The sequence below is a fragment of the Pseudomonas sp. MYb2 genome, assembly GCF_002979955.1.
In the GTDB taxonomy this organism is placed as follows: domain Bacteria; phylum Pseudomonadota; class Gammaproteobacteria; order Pseudomonadales; family Pseudomonadaceae; genus Aquipseudomonas.
On record NZ_PCQC01000009.1, the window covers coordinates 192,490 to 210,167 of the forward strand.

The window sequence follows — 17,678 nt, forward strand, 5'->3', positions numbered from 1 at the left end:
GAGGGCCGATCAGGGCTGCAGGCGCGACGTCACCTTCGAGAGCTCGCGCACCAGCGCATCAGTCGAGCGTTTAAAAGGGCGATCAGACAGCCCACCCTTGGTATCATCGAGCACACTTTTATGACGACTTAATGGCTGGAAGGTCTTTTTTGTGAGCGCTCTTTTTAACCGGTTGCGGCAGCCGCATGCCCGCCTCTTTTCGTTGATATTTCTCGTGCTGATTGTGCCGGTGTGCCTGCGTGCGGCACTGGGCTGGTCGGCACCTCTGGGTTATTTGTCGGACCTGGCCATTGGCAGCCTGCTGGTCGTGTTGCTGCATCGCCGGGCGTGGTGGCTGGCCTTGCCGGTGTTGCTGTTCTGGGGACTGCTGGCCGTGGCGACCGCTGAACTGGTCAGCGCCGTCGGGCGTCTGCCGACGCCTTCGGATATTCATTACCTGATCGATCCGCAGTTCGTGGAAAATTCCACCGGTGGCGGGCTGGCGCATCCGGCGCTGGGTATCACCTTGCTGCTGGCCCTGCTGTTCTGGTTAGCAACCCGGTTTGCCAACCGCGATCTACCGCGCCCGCCCCTGCCACGCGCCGCCTGGAGCGCACCGCTGGTGTTGTTCGCCGCGCACTGGGGCGCGCAGAACCTGTGGCCGAGTGAAGCGGATCCGTGGCGCCAGTACAACCTGCCGCACCAGTTGCTGGCTACTGAGGTCGCCGATCTGCAGATTCGGGGCGAGGAATGGCTGGACGGCGATGTCGAAGAACCCGCGCCGGCCATGGCCGGTCTCACCGACGTCGACCTCAACGGGCAGAAACTGCTGGCCGCCCCTGGGCAAGCGCGCAACGTACTGATCATCGCCCTGGAAGGCATTCCCGGTGCCTACATCCGCGCCAACCGCGAAGCCATCGGCAGTCATTATCAGGAAGACCTGATGCCCAACCTCAGTCGCTGGGCCGAGCGCGGCATGAACACCCCGGATTACGTGCTGCATACCCATCAGACCATTCGCGGTCTGTACGCGATGCTCTGCGGCGATTATGACAAGCTCAACAACGGCACGCCCAAAGGCGTGGAGATGCTGACCCTCAACGAGCGCAATCAGGCCTGCCTGCCGGCGCAACTGCGTGAACACGGCTTCAGCACGCACTATCTGCAAGGTGCCGGCCTGCGCTTCATGGCCAAAGACAAGATCATGCCGCACATCGGTTTCGATGCGACGCACGGTCTGGAGTGGTTCACCAACAGCAACTATCTGGAGTTCCCGTGGGGCAAGGATGACAAGGCATTTTTCGAGGGCGCGCTGGACTATGTCGGCGAACTGAAAAAGCAGAAAAAGCCGTGGATGCTGACGTTACTGACCGTCGGCACCCATCAGCCCTACTCCGCGCCCGAGGAATATCTGGAGCGCTTCGAAACGCCAAAACAGGCCGCCGTCGGTTATCTCGACGATGCGCTGGAGCAGTTTCTAAGCGGCCTCGAACGCCAAGGCGTTCTGAAAGATACGCTGGTGGTGATCACCTCGGACGAATCCCACGGCATCGACGGCGTGCGACTGGCTTCTTCGTGGGGCTTCAATCTGACCCTGGCGCCGGAGCAAGCGCAACTGCCACGACTGAACAAAGGCGTTTATGGCCACGTCGATCTGAGTACGTCGATTCTCGATTACTTCGATTTGCCGGTGCCTTCCGCGCTGAGCGGTCGCTCGCTGTTTCGCGATTACGACAGCGGCCGCGAAATCATGTCGTTCACCAACGGCAAGCTGCGCTATCACAACGGTCAGGGGATCTTTTCCGAGTGCGACATGCCGCGTCGCTGCCGCTACTACGAAAGCGCCGGGTTCATCGCCGAAAATGCCCTCTATAAAGGTAACTACAGCGGCCACCCGGCCCGGCAGATCGCCGCCCGCGCCAATGCCCTCGACCTTTCGCTGCTGCGCACACCGCTCAATCATCGCTATCAGTTCGGCAGCACCAACGTTATCCCGCTGCAAGCGCAGATCAAGGATGACTGGGCCGACAACCTGATCGGCGCGCAATACCTGGAAATGCCCAAAGGCTCGCACACCCGCGTACGCCTGACCGTGCGCTCGGTCGATCCGCAGCAGGCCGCGTACATTCAGCTCAAGGCCAAGGAGTTTGAACAGGATGTGCAGATCGGTCTGCCGCAGGAGATGGTCGCAACCGCCGAGCAGCCACTGCAAATGAACTTCAGCTTCGACAACCCGCAAGAGCGCAAAGCATTTTCTTTCCATTTGCTGGGTTATGGCCTGGGCGCGGTTGAAGTGACGGATTTCAGTGTGATTACGGAATTGCCGGGACAAGAGGACATTCTTGACGACGTGCCGGAGGACGACACGGCCCAATCCACCTGACAACGTCTGTGTAGGAGCTGCCGCAGGCTCGGGCCGCGACAGCTCCTACAGTGGCAATCAGTGATTATCAGAACGTTGTGCGCAACCCGACCTGAATGCTGCGCCCTTCTGCCGGCGCAATGTCGCGCAGAATCGAACTGGCGTAACGCACGGTTTGATTGGTCAGGTTCTCGGCATTGACGAAGGCCAGCCATTGGCTCTGGCCGACATCAAAGTGATACCCGACATTGGCGCCCAGCGTCGTGTAGCCATCGGTGCTGCTTTCGTTAGTCGGCACGCGATGCTGTGAACTGGCGTGTTCAACATCGATGCGCGCCTGCCACTTGTCCAGCTCCCACAGCAGCCCGCTGTTCAACCGCAGCGGCGCGATGCGCGGCAAGTCTTCGCCGGTATCGAGGTTCTTCGCGCGGGTGTAGTCGCCGGACAGTTCCAGGGCAAACTTGCCCAAGGCGTTTTCGCCAAGTGTCCAGCGATCCTGCGCTTCAATACCGCTGAAGCGCGCTCGTACGCCGGAATACGTGTATTCAGGGATGCCGTCTGCGTCTTCCTCGCCTTCGTCATTCAGCGTTCGGCCCGTGCCGAGCAAGCCGATGTAATTGGAGAAGTGGCTGTAGAACACACCGACACTGCCCTTGTGCGTGCCGTTATCAAAACGCAACGCCAGATCGCTGGACACGGCTTTTTCTTTCGACAGCCCGGCATCACCGACTTCATAGGTGCCGGTCGCGACGTGGGCACCGTTGGCGTAAAGCTCATAAAACGTCGGGGCGCGCTCTGTGTAGCCCAGCGTCGCAGCCACCGACCAGACTGGCGTCAGCGTGTACACCGCGCCAGAGGAAAGACTGCCAGCGGTGAAACTGCTGGAGCGGTCGGCGTTGGCAAAACGTTCGTTACCTTTTGCATCCGGATCGACCGTGGTGTGCTCAAGGCGTCCGCCGAGGGTGAACAGCAGTCGGTCGGTGGCTTGCAACTCTTCAAGAATGAACAGCGCAGCGGCATCGGTATCGGTCTGCGGCACGAACGCTTCTTCGCCGAGTGCCGAGAACTCGTTGCGGCTGACCTGCGCACCGATCACACCGTTGAACGGCCCCAATGGCTGATGCCGCGCTTCGACACGCGCCTCGTAACCTTTGTTCTTGAACGTCGTACCGACCTCGCCACCTTCGATTTCGCGATGCTCGTAATCGGTGTAACCGGCATCCAGTTTGATCGAGCTGAATGGCCCATCGAGATTGCGTATCTCCGAGGCGAAGGCGTAGTGCTCCTGTTGCATGCGGATGCGCACGTCTTGTTCAGCGGGCGAACCGTAATTGGAGTCGTAGTTGCTGTAGGACAGTCCGGCGTATCCGTCATCCCAAGTGTAAGACCCGCCCACCGCGCCGCCGTCCTGGCGACCATCGCTGTTGGCCAGTCGATGCTTTTTCGAGTCGCCGTCGTCGTTTGCGCGTTCGCCAGCGGTTTTCGCGTAACCGGGGATTTTCAGATCATTGAACTCGCGGGCACTGGCGTCCAGGTGCAAGGCGAACTGACCGTTACCGGCCTCGAGTTTGCCGGCGCTGCTTCGCGTGGTGTCGGCACCGCCGTAGCGCAACTCACCGGCGCCATGGATTCCGTCGATAGCCTCGGTCGGAATGCGGTTATCAAAAGTGTTGACCACTCCGCCAATGGCGCTGCCGCCGTATAGCAGGGCTGCTGGGCCCCGGATGATTTCAACACGCTCGATGTTGACCGGGTCCAGCGGCACCGCGTGATCGTAAGACAGCGACGAAGCATCCAGCGCGCCGACGCCGTTGCGCAGGATGCGGATGCGGTCACCGTCCTGACCGCGAATGATCGGCCGGCTCGCACCCGGACCGAAGTACGACGAGGACACGCCGGGTTGCTTGTTCAGGGTTTCACCGAGGCTGCCCTTCTGTTGAAACGTGAGGTCGTCGCCGCTGAGCACCGTCGATGGCGAAGCGAGTGTCTGGCTGCCGAGCGGATTGCCGGTGATGACTTGCGGTTGCAGCTCGAGGGTGTCGGCGGCGAACACCGGCGCTGCAAAAAGCAGCGCCGCAGCCAACGGATTGAGGCGTCGTTGCAGGGGGTGGGAACGGGCAGGCATTGCAAAATTTCCATGCGCTGAATAGTGAGGATCGCTGCCAGCGTTTTGCTTTAACGCTGGTAGAAACAGAATGAAACGAATTTTATGTTATACAATAACATTTCTTCCTGTCATCCCGATTTTCACTTTTTGTTTTTTGCAGAGGCTCAACAACGCATGTTTCAAGCAGGCAGTCGCTATCGGCTGATCCGTGAAGTGCTCCGAAAAACGCTGAAAGACTTTGCCTATAACCCTCCAATAGTCGGCCTATTAGCTGACTCTCCAAGTCGGGTCTAGCCTTACTAGTCCGAAGTCGGCACGAGCCGGCCGTAGCAGACCTGATAAGGACCCGAACATGGCAAACGAATCGAAATGCCCGTTCAACCACGCCGCCGGTGGTGGTACGACGAACCGTGACTGGTGGCCGAATCAACTCAACCTGAAAATCCTCAGCCAGCATTCGCCCAAGTCCGACCCGCTGGGCAAGGATTTCGACTACGCCAAAGCCTTCAAGAGCCTGGATTTCCAGGCGCTGAAACAAGACCTCACCGCATTGATGACCGACTCTCAGGACTGGTGGCCGGCCGACTTCGGGCACTACGGCCCTCTCTTCGTGCGCATGGCCTGGCACAGCGCCGGCACCTATCGCACCGCCGATGGCCGTGGTGGCGCCGGCTCCGGTCAGCAACGCTTTGCGCCGCTGAACAGCTGGCCGGATAACGTCAGCCTCGACAAGGCCCGCCGTCTGCTGTGGCCGATCAAGCAGAAATATGGCCGTAACATTTCCTGGGCGGATCTGATTGTCCTCACCGGTAACGTCGCGCTGGAATCCATGGGCTTCAAGACCTTCGGCTTCTCCGGTGGTCGCCCCGATGTGTGGGAGCCGGACGAGGACGTTTACTGGGGTTCGGAACACGAATGGCTCGGCGGCGACAGTCGCTATGGCAAGGACAAGGCGCCGATGCAGGAGCCCGGTGACGGCACACTGGTGGCCGAGCCGGACTTGCACGGTAAAGAGGAAAGCCGCACCGATCAGGGCGAACGCAATCTGGAAAACCCCCTCGCCGCCGTGCAAATGGGCCTGATCTACGTTAACCCTGAAGGTCCTGAAGGTAATCCGGACCCGGTGGCCTCGGCCCACGACATCCGCGAAACCTTTGGCCGCATGGCCATGAACGATGAAGAAACCGTGGCGCTGATCGCTGGCGGTCACGCCTTCGGTAAAACCCACGGCGCCGGCCCTGCCGACAACGTCGGGCCTGAGCCGGAAGCGGCCGGCCTCGAAGAACAAGGTCTGGGCTGGCGCAACGCGTTCGGCACCGGCAAGGGCGCCGACACCATTACCAGTGGCCTCGAAGTGACCTGGACGACCACGCCAACAAAGTGGAGCAACAACTATCTGGAAAACCTGTTCGGCTTCGAGTGGGAGCTGAGCAAAAGTCCTGCCGGTGCACACCAGTGGATACCGAAAAACGGCGGCGGTGCCGGCACCGTTCCGCATGCCCATGATCCCAGCAAAAAGCTTTCGCCGACCATGCTCACCTCCGACCTGGCGCTGCGTTTCGACCCGGCATATGAGCAGATCTCCCGCCGTTTCCTCGCCAACCCTGAGCAACTGGCCGACGCCTTCGCCCGCGCCTGGTACAAACTGATCCACCGCGACATGGGCCCACTGTCCCGCTACCTCGGCCCGGAACTGCCGAGCGAAGAACTGCTTTGGCAGGATCCGATTCCAGACGTCACGCACCCGCTGATCGACGACAGCGACGCCGCGGCACTGAAAAGCAAAATCCTTGAGTCGGGCCTATCCGTTTCGCAACTGGTCTCGACGGCTTGGGCGGCACTGTCAACGTTCCGTGGTTCGGACAAACGCGGTGGCGCCAACGGTGGACGTCTGCGCCTGGCACCGCAGAAGTTCTGGCAGGCCAACCAGCCTGAGCAGTTGGACAAGGTGCTGAGTACGCTTGAAGGGATTCAAAACCAGTTCAACGGTGGTGCCGCCGGCAAGAAAGTCTCGCTGGCCGACCTGATCGTGCTGGCCGGGAACGCCGGCATCGAACAAGCGGCGAAAAACGCCGGTCATTCTGTTAGCGTGCCGTTCCATCCAGGGCGTACCGATGCCACTCAGGAGCAGACCGACGTCGAGTCGTTCGGTTTCCTTGAACCGATTGCCGATGGTTTCCGCAACTACAGCAAAGGCAAATACACCGTTTCGGCCGAAGCACTGCTGATCGACAAGGCGCAACTGCTGACGTTGACCGCGCCGGAAATGACCGTGTTGCTCGGTGGTTTGCGGGTGTTGAACACCAACGTCGGGCAATCCCGTCATGGTGTTTTCACCAGCCAGACTGAAGCGCTGACCAATGACTTCTTCACCAACCTGCTGGACATGGGGGTGGAGTGGAAGCCGACTTCACGGGATGCGGATGAGTTTGAAGGGCGTGACCGCAAAAGCGGGAACGTGAAATGGACGGCGACAAGGGTTGATCTGGTGTTTGGTTCCAATGCGCAACTGCGGGCGTTGGCCGAGGTGTATGCCAGTTCGGATGCGAAGGAGCAGTTTGTTAAGGACTTCGTCGCTGCCTGGACGAAGGTGACGAATCTGGATCGGTTTGATCTGAAGTAATTTTTCGGGAAATGAAAACGCCGCATTGGTTAATGCGGCGTTTTTTTGTGCGTACGGCTTAGGGAGTTGTGTTGATGCATAAATCTTACCCCCTCACCCCAGCCCTCTCCCCCCAAGGGGGCGAGGGAGAAAGGGAGCAGATCGGGGGCCGTTCAAAACCTGAGTTCGACTCGGACTTTCAGGTCGGCGTACAGCGCAAAGACACCTCGGTCAGTCCCCTCTCCCACTGGGAGAGGGTTAGGGTGAGGGGCCTTTCAGATTCTGAGTTCGACTCCGGACTTTCAGGTCGGCGTATAGCGCAAAAACACCTCAATCAGTCCCCTCTCCCTCTGGGAGAGGGTTAGGGTGAGGGGCTTTTCAGATTCTGAGTTCGACTCGGACTTTCAGGTCGGCGACAGCGCAAAGACACCTCGGTCAGTCCCCTCTCTCACTGGGAGAGGGTTAGGGTGAGGGGCCCATCAAGCCAGGCTCTTGCTCACAACCTCATACACATCACTCGACAACTGCCCCGACGCCCGAATCCGCTCCAGCTCGCCTTTCATCAACGCCTGACGCGCATCGTCATATTTGCGCCAGCGCGTCAGCGGTGCCAATTGGCGAGAAGCGATTTGCGGGTTGAACCCGTTCAACTCAATCACCAGATCCGCGAGGAAGCGATAACCCGAACCATCCGCCGCATGGAAGTTGATCAGGTTCTGCCCGGCGAACGCGCCGACCAGCGCACGCACCTTGTTCGGGTTCTTGATGTTGAACGCTGGGTGCTGCATCAACGCTTTCACGCGCTCCAGACCGCCTGGCAGAGTGCTGCCGGCCTGCACGCTGAACCACTGATCCATGACCAGCGGGTTGTCCTTGAAGTGCTCGGCGAAACTGGCCAGCGCCAACGCCTTCTGCTCTTCGAACGGTGAGTTGACCAGTACCGCCAGCGCTGTCAGGCGCTCGGTCATGTTGTCGGCCGCTTCGAACTGCTCCAGCGCCGCCGCCAGTACTTCCGGCTTACCACTGAGCATCAGATAAGACAGCGCAATGTTCTGCAGCGCGCGACGAGCAAAGTGCTCGGCCTCGGCCACATACGGGGTTTTCTTCGACAGGTCGCGGTTGGCCTGATAACGCAGCCACAGCGCCTCGAACAACCCTTCGGCCAATTGCTTGCGCGCGAACTCACGGGCGATATGGATCGCCTCGACGTCAGCCACTTCGCTGATTTCAGTGAGGTACGCCTCACCTGGCAGCGAGAGCATTTCAGCGACCATCGCCTGATCCAGCGATTCGTCCGACAGCACCGTACGCAGTGCCGAGACCAGACGCGGATCGAGTTTCAGGCTCTCGCCCTTCTGCTGCTGGCCGATCAACTCTTGCAGGACCTGCACCGACAGTTGCTGACCGGCATCCCAGCGGTTGAAGCCGTCGCTGTCGTGCTGCATCAGGAACATCAATTGATCGCGGTTGTACGGGAAGCTCAGCTTCACCGGCGCCGAGAAGCCGCGCAGCAGCGATGGCAGCGGCTGTTCGGCGATGTCGACGAAGGTAAACGTCTGCTCGGCTTCGGTCACCGAGATCACGCGGGTGGTGCCTTGCGCCGCTGCTTCGCCGCTAAGACGCAGGGCAATCTCGTTGCCTTTGCTGTCGAGCAGGCCGAGTTCGACTGGAATCACGAACGGCAGTTTTTCAACTTTGTCCGGGGTTTCCGGGCAGCTCTGGCGGAAGGTCAGGCTGTAGGTTTTCGCGGCGGCGTCATAAGACTCGCTCACTGCCAGACGCGGTGTACCGGCCTGGCTGTACCAGCGCTTGAATTGGGTCAGGTCGACGCCGTTGGCATCTTCCATGGCCTTGATGAAGTCATCGCAAGTCACTGCCTGACCATCGTGGCGATCGAAGTACAGATCGCTGCCCTTGCGGAAGCCTTCGGCGCCGAGCAAGGTATGGATCATGCCAACCACTTCCGAACCCTTTTCGTACACGGTCAGGGTATAGAAGTTGGAAATCTCGATGAAGCTGTCCGGACGCACGGCGTGGGCCATGGGACCTGCATCTTCAGCAAACTGATGGGTACGCAGATAGGCGACGTCCTGAATGCGCTTGACCGTGGCCGAGTTCATGTCGGCGGAGAAACCGGAATCGCGGAATACGGTGAAGCCTTCCTTCAGCGACAGCTGGAACCAGTCGCGGCAGGTCACGCGGTTGCCCGACCAGTTGTGGAAGTATTCGTGTGCGACGATCGCTTCAACGCGCTGGTGCGCGGCGTCGGTCGCGGTTTCGGCGCGGGCCAGTACGGCGCTGGAGTTGAAGATGTTGAGGCCTTTGTTCTCCATCGCGCCCATGTTGAAATCGTTGACGGCGACGATCATGAAGATGTCCAGATCGTACTCGCGACCGTAAACCTCTTCGTCCCAGCGCATCGACTTCTTCAGGCTGGTCATCGCGTGCTGGCACTTGTCGATGTTTTCCGGCTCGACGTAGATGCGCAATGCGACGTTGCGGTCGGTCATGGTGGTGAAGCTGTCTTCAACGCACCACAAATCACCGGCCACCAGCGCGAACAGGTACGCCGGTTTCATGAACGGATCTTCCCAGGTCGCCCAGTGCCGGCCGTCTTCGCCCGGACCCGAGGCGATCGGGTTGCCGTTGGAGAGCAGCACCGGATAGCTGTGCTGCTCGGCGACCACGGTAGTGGTGAACTTGCTCATCACGTCCGGGCGGTCGAGGTAATAGGTGATCTTGCGGAAGCCTTCGGCTTCGCACTGGGTGCAGAACATCGTGCCGGACTTGTACAGGCCTTCCAGTGCGGTGTTGGTTTCCGGGTGGATCTTGACGCTGGTGTCGACCGTGAAGGTTTCGGCGGTAGGCTGCAGGGTCAGATGATTCTCGGACAATTGATAGTCAGCAGCGCCAAGCTCTTTATCGGCCAGGGTCACCGAGAGCAACTCCAGTTGCTGACCATCGAGCACCAGCGGTGGCAGGCCCGGGCCACGGGCCGGGTTGCGGCGCATCACCAACTGCGCGTGCACCAGGCTGTGATCCTCGAACAACTCGAAGGTCAGGTGTGTTTCGTCGATCAGGTACTCGGGCGCCTGATAGTCCTTCAGATAAATCATCTTCGGTTGTTCGGTGCGCATGCTGAAGTCCTTATTGATGCACGGCGAGCTGATAAGCCGTGTACTTGCGAATGTTGATCACGCCGGTATCGAAGATCAGGTACTGGCCCTTGATCCCTAACAGGGTGCCTTCGGCAATCGGGTTCTTGTCCAGGTTGAAGCTGACGATTTTGGCCGGGTATTGCTCGACCGGATAGCGGATTTCGAGAGGTTCTACATCGGCAATCGTCTGAATAGCTTGTAGGCCGAATCGCTCCTGCAAACCTTGCAGGCCTTCGGCGCAGCTTTCAAATAACTGGTCACGCACCTGCGCCAGATCCACCGCCGCCGCATCGCCCTTGAGCAATGCACGCCAGTTGGTTTTGTCGGCCACTTGGCTGCGGAACAAATCTTCAACGAAGCCCGACTGCTGCCGCGTCGAAACGCGCATGATCGGCAAGGCCTGACACGCGCCCTGATCGATCCAGCGGGTCGGCAGTTGCGTTGCACGGGTGATGCCAACCTTGATGCCCGACGAATTGGACAGGTAAACCACGTGATCGGTCATGCAGAACTGCTCGCCCCACGCTGGATCGCGACAGGTGCCGGCGTCATAGTGGCAGCGCTCCGGGCTCATGATGCACAGGTCGCACTGCGCAAGTTTGGTCATGCACGGGTAGCAGTAACCCTGGCTGAAACTGGTTTTGGTCTTGCGCCCGCAATGGGTGCAGTGGATCGCCCCCAGGTATTCCAAACGCACCGTGGTGCCGATCAACGGGTTGACCGGCACCTCGACGTCATCCAGACGAAACGCGTATTGCACGTTCGGCCCGTCAAGGCGCGCCGACATTTTGCTGATTGCACCGCGGCCAATCTCGATCAATGGATGGCATCCGACTTGAACAGGATGTTCGGCACTTCGATCGACTTCGATGCACATTCCTGCGGGCCCATGTAACCGGTGCGCTGGTCTTCAGGCAGATTCTGGATTTCCCAGGCGATCATCGCCTGCAGCGACAGCTCGCGCTGTTCGGCGGTGAGCTTGCCACCGTCGGACCACTTGCCGATTTCCACGGCCAGTTTCAGGCTCTCGTAGATGTCCGGGGTGATGTTGTTGATCATGTCGTTAAAAGAGGACATCAGGGTCTCCGTGCTCTTTATCTGCTGAAAATTTAGGCGGCCAGTTTACGGCGGTTATACAAACCGCCCAACAAACCGGTGAAGCATCCGATGAGTAACCCGCCGACATGGGCGGCGTTGGCGATTTCGCCGAAGCCGATCATCGAGATCAGCCCGGACATGCACACCAGCAGCCACACCAGCATCATCACCAGCACGCCGCGCGGCAGGCGATAGGCCGGGTTCGGCGACAGCAGCTGGAAGATCCAGCAATGTCCGAGCAAACCGTACAGCACGCCCGACAGGCCGCCAAACAAGGTCGCGCCGCTCCAGACAAACTGCGCGTAGTTGGACACCAGACTGAACAGCAGCGTCAGGCCGATCAGGTTGATGCTGCCCTGACGCGACTCGATGCGCCGGCCCAGCTCCCAATACCACATGCCGTTCATGGCCAGGTGCAGGATGCCGAAGTGGATCAGCATCGGCGTGACCAGTCGCCACCACTGCCCCGCCGCCAGACTGTCGGCCAACGGCACGAAATGGATGTATTCGCCGACCACCTGAAAATCGAGGAAGGTCAGCCAGCGCAACGTCTGCAGGTTTTCGCCGAGGTAGGTCAAGCCGCCGACAATCAGGCACAACAGCAGAATGAAACCGGTGGCTTTGGCGTGCTTCAATTGCTCAGCGAAGCTTGGGCGCTTGACGGTCTGCGCAACAGGGATGTCCAGTTGCTGATCAGGATCGCCGGCCGGGAAGCGTTCGTACAGCGAGCGCACGTCTTCGCTGATCTCCGACGGCGCCCACAACACCTGTTCGCCCGCCTCTTCGCTGACCCGATGCGGGACCTGCATGCGTTGCAGCAGTTTGACGAAACCGCTCAAGTCCACCGCCAATGGCAGACGCAATACCGCTACCGCACTCATTGCAGCACCTCCGGCCGCTCGACATCGACCCAGACAAATTTATGCGGATCCAGACGTGTTTCCTGATCCAGACGATAAGCGACCAGTTTGCCGTAGAGCACCGCGCTGTAATCCAGACACGCAAGGTTCGGGCGGATCGGCGCCGGTTTGCCGCTGCGCCAATAGTGGCCGACGAACAGCAATGGCTCGTCGACGCCGTAGCGCAGCAGGGTGTTTTTTTCGCTGGAGGTCAGCGGTTTCTGCGCCACCGGTTCTGGCAGAGCATCAGGCTGGAAGACAATGTCGCCGTAGGTTTTCGGGTCGTCTTCCCAGAACTTGGTGCGGAAGAACGAACGCACCAGGCCATCGCCACTGGTCATGGTCAGACCATCCGGCAGGCGCATGTCGGTGCCGCGTAACAGACGGTCGAACACGGTGCAGGCGAAACTGCCGGGCACGGCGGACGCCTGAAGAAAGTGTTCGTCAATGCAGCCATTAGCGAATTGCGCGCGCAACGGCTCGATCAGACCGGCATCCCAACAGGCATGCACAACGCGGAAGCGTCCGGCGTCAACAAACAGCGGCAGCTCATAGAACCAGCGCTGAAAATCATGCCAGTCGCCAGGATGGTCTTCGAACTGGGTCAGCGTTTCATGCAGCAGGCGCGCGTGGCGCGGCGTGTGTTCGCGCACGAACTGCTTGCCGCTGCCCGGTGGCGCAGGGGTGCTCCAGCCCAGCGCGTTGAATTCGTGGTTGCCCATGATGCACAAGGCCTGACCGGCCTCGACCATGTCATGGACAATGTGCAGCGCCTCGCGAATGCGCGGGCCACGGTCGATGATGTCGCCGACGAACACGGCCATGCGCGATGGATGCCGCCAGACCCCGCCCTGCTTGTGGTAACCGAGTCGGTCAAGCAAGTGTTCGAGGGTCAGGGCGCATCCGTGCACGTCACCGATCAGGTCATAACTGCGCGCGGGATCGAGCATCAGTCGCCTCCACCACCCAGCTTGCTGCCCCAGCCGAGCTTGGTGCGGCAGACTTCGTAGTAGTTGTGGTCGAGCGGGTGAATCAGCCGCAGCTTCTGCGCTTTCTTGCTGACGGTGATGGTGTCGCCCGGCGCGCAGGTGAAGTGGTTCTGCCCGTCGCAGGAGACTTGCGGGTAAATCTGCATGTTTTTCGACACGACGATTTTCAGCTCACTGTTGCCATCGACCACAATTGGCCGGCTCGACAACATATGGGGGTACATCGGCACGATCACAATGGCATCGAGCTTGGGATGCATGATCGGCCCGCCGGCAGACAGCGCGTACGCGGTAGAACCGGTCGGTGTCGCGACGATCAGGCCGTCGGCCTTCTGGCTGCAGACGAACTGGCCGTCGATGTACAGCTCGAACTCGATCATCCGCGTCGATTTGCCGGGGTGCAGCACCACGTCATTGAGCGCATCGCCCTGACCGATGGCCTCGGCATGCCGGCGCACTTCGGCTTGCAGCAGGAAGCGGTTTTCCACCAGGTAGTGGCCGTCGAGCACCTTGGCGACTTCGACTTCCAGCTCATCCGGGCGAATGTCTGTCAGAAAACCGAGGCTGCCACGGTTGATCCCCAGTACCGGAATATTGTGTTTGGCCAGCGCCCGCGCAGCGCCGAGCAGACTGCCGTCACCGCCGACGACGATGACCATGTCGCAGACTTCGCCGAGCATCTTGCGCGACGAGGTTTGCAAGCCGTGGCCCGGCAGGACTTCGGCGATGGTGTCTTCGAGGATCACATGCAGGTGACGATCGAGCAGAAAGCGTTTCAGTCGGCGGACGGTATCCAGCACCTGGGAACTGCCCAGGCGACCGATGATGCCGATATTACGAAATTGCTCCATGGGACCTCTGCGGACAATCGAAAACGCGAAAAACCCGATTATGGGCGAAAGCGCCGGTTAGACAAAATCCTTTCAGCCTCAAGGGTGCGCTCGTGTTTACGGCTATGCTCGCAAGATGATCCTATTTCCAGATTTGCTGCAGTTGCCTCACCAATTACGCCACCCGGAAGTGCGCGATCTGGCGTGGGTGATCCTCGCCCCGCCAATGCTCGCCACCACGCCGTGGCCGCAGCGTCATCCGCTGGCCGGCAGCGATTGGGTGGCCGACCCTGAACGTCTGGAGCACTGGTTGCGTCAGCTCGACCGTGACAGTTATGGCTTGCTGCATTGGTTGTCGCAGGCACGCACGCGACGTCTGGGCCTGTATTACGAACGACTTTGGCAGTTTGCCGTGGAGCATGCGCCGGGCATTGAGCTGATTGCCGCCAACCTGCCGATCCGCCGCGAGGGCCACACACTTGGCGAGCTGGACATGCTTCTGCGTGACCGCGATGGCGTGCATCACCTGGAATTGGCGATCAAGCTCTACCTCGGCCCACAGAGCGGCGATGGCCGTGATACGGCACAGTGGCTGGGGCCTGGCTGTCATGATCGACTGGACCGTAAACTGGCGCATCTGGCCGAGCATCAACTGCCGATCTCGGCGCGTCCGGAAAGCCGTGAGGTGCTGGCGGCGCTGGATATCGAGGTGTTCAGCGCGCAACTGTGGCTGGGCGGCTATTTGCTTTACCCGTGGCCCGGACAGGCTGAATCACCGAGCGGCGCACATCCGCAGCATTTGCGCGGCAGTTGGTTGCATCAGAAGGATTGGCCAGCGTTTGTCGCACAACGCCCGGCCGGGCGCTGGCAGCCCCTGCCCCGGCATGCCTGGCTGGCGCCAGCGCATTATCCGGCGGATCAGACCTGGACTTTGGAGCATTTACGGATGTGGCTGGAAGACCTCGAGCCGCTAGCCCCGGCGCAGTTGATGGTGCGCCTGACCGAGAATGCGCGGGGGGAATGGGAAGAGGCTGAGCGCTTGTTTCTGGTATCGGATCTTTGGCCGAATGTACCCGGCCAGGCCTGAGTTTTTTGTCGCCTGTACCGGCCCCATCGCGAGCAGGCTCACTCCTACATTGGAATGCGTTCCCCTGTAGGAGTGAGCCTGCTCGCGATGGGGTCACCTCGGTCTACAGGGACAGCCGCACAGCCAAAGCCGCCAACGTCACCAACAACACCGGCACCGTCAACACGATCCCGACCCGGAAGTAATACCCCCAACCAATGTGAATGCCCTTGCGCTCCAGTACATGCAGCCACAACAACGTGGCCAGACTGCCAATCGGGGTAATCTTCGGCCCCAGATCGCTGCCAATCACGTTGGCATAGATCATCGCCTCCTTGACCACCCCGCTCGCCTGACTGGCGTCAATCGACAACAAGCCAATCAACACCGTCGGCAGGTTATTCATGATCGACGACAGCAACGCCGTCAGCACCCCGGTGCCCATGGCCGCGCCCCACACCCCATGACCTGCGAAGACATCCAGCCAACCGGCCAGATACCCGGTCAACCCGGCATTGCGCAGACCGTAGACCACCAGATACATGCCCAACGAGAAAATCACGATCTGCCACGGCGCATCTTTCATCACCTTGCGCGTGGAAATCCTGTGGCCGCGAGCGGCGATACCCAACAGCAGCGCGGCGCACGCGGCGGAAATCGCGCTGATCGGAATGCCCAGCGGCTCAAGGGCAAAACAGCCGATCAACAGAATCGCCAACACCGCCCAACCGGCATAGAACGTGGCTTTGTCGTGGATCGCGGTTTCTGGGTGCTCAAGCTGCTCCGGGTCGTAGGCCTTGGGAATGTCGCGACGGAAGAACCACAGCAACATGCCCAGCGTCGCCGCCACGCTGACGAAGTTGACCGGCACCATTACCGCCGCATAACGGTTGAAGCCGATGTGAAAGAAGTCCGCCGAAACAATGTTGACCAGGTTCGACACTACCAGTGGCAGGCTCGCGGTGTCGGCGATAAATCCTGCACCCATCACGAACGCCAGGGTCGCGGCCGGGGAAAAGCGTAGCGCCAGCAGCATCGAAATCACGATCGGCGTGAGAATCAGCGCCGCGCCGTCGTTGGCAAACAACGCCGACACCAGTGCGCCAAGCAGCACCATAAAAGCAAACAACTTGCGCCCGCTACCCCGCCCCCAACGCGCCACGTGCAGCGCCGCCCAATTAAAGAACCCGGCTTCGTCGAGCAGCAGGCTGATAATGATCAGCGCGACGAAGGTGCCGGTGGCGTTCCAGATGATCAGCCACACCAACGGGATGTCGCTGAGATGAACGACGCCGAAAATCAGCGCCAGGATTGCGCCAAGCGTCGCACTCCAGCCGACGCCGAGGCCTTTGGGTTGCCAGATGACAAGGGTGATGGTCAGCAGGAAAATCAGTGACGCAGCGAGCATCCGCAACAGCCTTCAAAGAGTGAGGTAAAAAGGCCACGACGAGTGCGGAGCCAGAAAGATAACCTGTGGGAGCGAGCCTGCTCGCGAAAGCGCACTGTCAGTCGCCATTGATGCAACGGCTGACGACGCCTTCGCGAGCAGGCTCGCTCCCACAGGGGATTCGGTGAAGTTACTTCTTGTGTTGCTCTACGAATTGTCCGTACGCATTGATAAAACTCTGCAGAAAAGGTTTCACCGTTTCGCTCAACTTGCCCGCCTCATCAAACGCCGAGCCCGCGCCGCCCAGATAAGCCTCCGGCTGCTGCATGCACGGCACATTGAGAAACACGAACGACTGGCGCAAATGCTGGTTGGCGCCGAAACCACCAATGGCACCGGGCGAGACACTGATCACCGCCCCCGGCTTGCCACTCCAGACAGCCTTGCCATAAGGCCGCGAGCCAACGTCGATGGCATTCTTCAACGGCGCCGGTACTGAACGGTTGTACTCGGGCGTGACAAACAGCACCGCGTCGGATGAACCCACTTTTTCCCGGAAAGTACTGTAGGCTGCCGGCGGTGAATCACCGTCGATGTCTTCGTTATAAAGTGGCAGATCGCCTATCTCGACAATCTCAAGCTTGAGGTTCGCCGGGGCCAGCTCCGCCAGCGCCAGGGCGACCTTGCGATTGATCGATGCTTTGCGCAGGCTACCGACCACTACCGCGACGTTGTAGACATTGCTCATGGAAGACTCTCGATTGTCCGTGGGAGGAGCGAGTAGTTATAGATGATTCGGTGACGATTCCACCAGCACCCGAGGGAAATTCCCGCGTGTTGATTATTTTTTTCCTGTAGGAAAACTTACAGGCCTTGATGGCGGTCTACCAAGCCGCAAATCAAGCGTTTTATCTCCAGAGGTTCTAAGCAGATGGCAGCAGTACTCGTCGGTCAGTTCCATGCAAGAGATGCGGAAGGCCGCGTTTATTCCGTGCATGAGTTCCAGGAATCCAACCCGTCGGTAGACGGTTCCACTGGTTCGGAGCCTATTTACAAACTGGCCATTGGCGATCGCGTCAACAAGGTCAACGAGAACGAGTTTCTCCTGGTTCAGTCAGGGATCACCCTGATCCGTGAGCCTGAGCCAACCGTCGCTTCATAACTCATCGTTATGAGCAGAAGTCATATGCGCAGACTTGGG

Annotated in this window: 13 protein-coding genes; 4 read left to right on the forward strand and 9 right to left on the reverse strand. The window is 59.9% G+C overall.

The window, feature by feature from the left end:
- Positions 1-151 precede the first annotated feature (151 nt).
- Entirely contained in the window at positions 152-2,362 is a 2,211-nt protein-coding gene (locus CQ009_RS17540; protein ID WP_105707794.1) for an LTA synthase family protein, read from the forward strand.
- A 67-nt stretch (positions 2,363-2,429) separates the two neighbouring features.
- Here CQ009_RS17540 and CQ009_RS17545 read toward each other — a convergent pair whose 3' ends face one another.
- Positions 2,430-4,466 carry a TonB-dependent receptor gene (locus CQ009_RS17545; protein ID WP_105707797.1) on the reverse strand — a complete coding sequence of 679 codons (2,037 nt, stop codon included), beginning with the start codon at positions 4,464-4,466 and terminating at the stop codon, positions 2,430-2,432.
- Between the two features lie 334 nt (positions 4,467-4,800).
- Here CQ009_RS17545 and katG point away from each other — a divergent pair, with 334 nt between their 5' ends.
- The gene (gene katG / locus CQ009_RS17550) at positions 4,801-7,071 is read left to right on the forward strand and encodes a catalase/peroxidase HPI (RefSeq protein ID WP_105707799.1); all 2,271 of its coding nucleotides are present in this window, start codon (positions 4,801-4,803) and stop codon (positions 7,069-7,071) included.
- Between the two features lie 458 nt (positions 7,072-7,529).
- Here the strand turns inward: katG and pepN are convergent, their stop codons facing one another.
- Genes pepN through CQ009_RS17585 form a run of 6 tightly spaced genes read right to left on the reverse strand, consistent with a single transcriptional unit; the run spans position 7,530 to position 14,045 of the window.
- Positions 7,530-10,187 carry an aminopeptidase N gene (gene pepN / locus CQ009_RS17560; protein ID WP_105707803.1) on the reverse strand — a complete coding sequence of 886 codons (2,658 nt, stop codon included), beginning with the start codon at positions 10,185-10,187 and terminating at the stop codon, positions 7,530-7,532.
- 10 nt (positions 10,188-10,197) lie between these two features.
- Positions 10,198-11,028, reverse strand: coding sequence for a DUF2797 domain-containing protein (locus tag CQ009_RS17565; protein WP_007919231.1), 831 nt, complete (start codon positions 11,026-11,028; stop codon positions 10,198-10,200).
- Complete coding sequence (locus CQ009_RS17570; protein ID WP_007919229.1) at positions 11,025-11,285, reverse strand: YeaC family protein; 261 nt, start codon at positions 11,283-11,285, stop codon at positions 11,025-11,027. The genes CQ009_RS17565 and CQ009_RS17570 overlap by 4 nt, the downstream gene beginning before the upstream one ends.
- Positions 11,286-11,317: 32 nt before the next feature.
- Entirely contained in the window at positions 11,318-12,187 is an 870-nt protein-coding gene (locus tag CQ009_RS17575) for a rhomboid family intramembrane serine protease (protein ID WP_105707805.1), read from the reverse strand.
- The gene (locus CQ009_RS17580) at positions 12,184-13,155 is read right to left on the reverse strand and encodes a metallophosphoesterase (protein ID WP_064390476.1); all 972 of its coding nucleotides are present in this window, start codon (positions 13,153-13,155) and stop codon (positions 12,184-12,186) included. Before CQ009_RS17580 ends, CQ009_RS17575 begins: the two co-directional genes overlap by 4 nt.
- On the reverse strand, positions 13,155-14,045 hold the full coding sequence (locus CQ009_RS17585; RefSeq protein ID WP_003224174.1) for an NAD(+) kinase: 891 nt from the start codon (positions 14,043-14,045) through the stop codon (positions 13,155-13,157). Before CQ009_RS17585 ends, CQ009_RS17580 begins: the two co-directional genes overlap by 1 nt.
- Before the next feature lie 115 nt (positions 14,046-14,160).
- Here CQ009_RS17585 and CQ009_RS17590 point away from each other — a divergent pair, with 115 nt between their 5' ends.
- Positions 14,161-15,111 (forward strand): DUF1853 family protein, encoded by a 951-nt coding sequence (locus tag CQ009_RS17590; protein WP_105707807.1) that lies wholly within the window; start codon positions 14,161-14,163, stop codon positions 15,109-15,111.
- A gap of 103 nt (positions 15,112-15,214) precedes the next feature.
- Here the strand turns inward: CQ009_RS17590 and CQ009_RS17595 are convergent, their stop codons facing one another.
- Both CQ009_RS17595 and CQ009_RS17600 read right to left on the reverse strand, forming a co-directional pair.
- Positions 15,215-16,498, reverse strand: coding sequence for an arsenic transporter (locus CQ009_RS17595; protein WP_105707809.1), 1,284 nt, complete (start codon positions 16,496-16,498; stop codon positions 15,215-15,217).
- A gap of 169 nt (positions 16,499-16,667) precedes the next feature.
- Entirely contained in the window at positions 16,668-17,225 is a 558-nt protein-coding gene (locus CQ009_RS17600; RefSeq protein WP_064390479.1) for an NADPH-dependent FMN reductase, read from the reverse strand.
- A 183-nt stretch (positions 17,226-17,408) separates the two neighbouring features.
- On the opposite strand from CQ009_RS17600, the gene CQ009_RS17605 reads away from it, so the two are divergent.
- Positions 17,409-17,639 (forward strand): hypothetical protein, encoded by a 231-nt coding sequence (locus tag CQ009_RS17605; RefSeq protein WP_064390480.1) that lies wholly within the window; start codon positions 17,409-17,411, stop codon positions 17,637-17,639.
- Positions 17,640-17,678: the final 39 nt, after the last annotated feature.

Coding starts and splice junctions, on each gene's coding strand:
- CQ009_RS17600 (WP_064390479.1), bottom strand. CDS start 17,225: ATGAGCAATGTCTACAACGTCGCGGTAGTGGTCGGTAGCCTGCGCAAA.
- CQ009_RS17605 (WP_064390480.1), top strand. CDS start 17,409: ATGGCAGCAGTACTCGTCGGTCAGTTCCATGCAAGAGATGCGGAAGGC.
- pepN (WP_105707803.1), bottom strand. CDS start 10,187: ATGCGCACCGAACAACCGAAGATGATTTATCTGAAGGACTATCAGGCG.
- CQ009_RS17590 (WP_105707807.1), top strand. CDS start 14,161: ATGATCCTATTTCCAGATTTGCTGCAGTTGCCTCACCAATTACGCCAC.
- CQ009_RS17580 (WP_064390476.1), bottom strand. CDS start 13,155: ATGCTCGATCCCGCGCGCAGTTATGACCTGATCGGTGACGTGCACGGA.
- CQ009_RS17585 (WP_003224174.1), bottom strand. CDS start 14,045: ATGGAGCAATTTCGTAATATCGGCATCATCGGTCGCCTGGGCAGTTCC.
- CQ009_RS17545 (WP_105707797.1), bottom strand. CDS start 4,466: ATGCCTGCCCGTTCCCACCCCCTGCAACGACGCCTCAATCCGTTGGCT.
- CQ009_RS17570 (WP_007919229.1), bottom strand. CDS start 11,285: ATGTCCTCTTTTAACGACATGATCAACAACATCACCCCGGACATCTAC.
- katG (WP_105707799.1), top strand. CDS start 4,801: ATGGCAAACGAATCGAAATGCCCGTTCAACCACGCCGCCGGTGGTGGT.
- CQ009_RS17595 (WP_105707809.1), bottom strand. CDS start 16,498: ATGCTCGCTGCGTCACTGATTTTCCTGCTGACCATCACCCTTGTCATC.
- CQ009_RS17575 (WP_105707805.1), bottom strand. CDS start 12,187: ATGAGTGCGGTAGCGGTATTGCGTCTGCCATTGGCGGTGGACTTGAGC.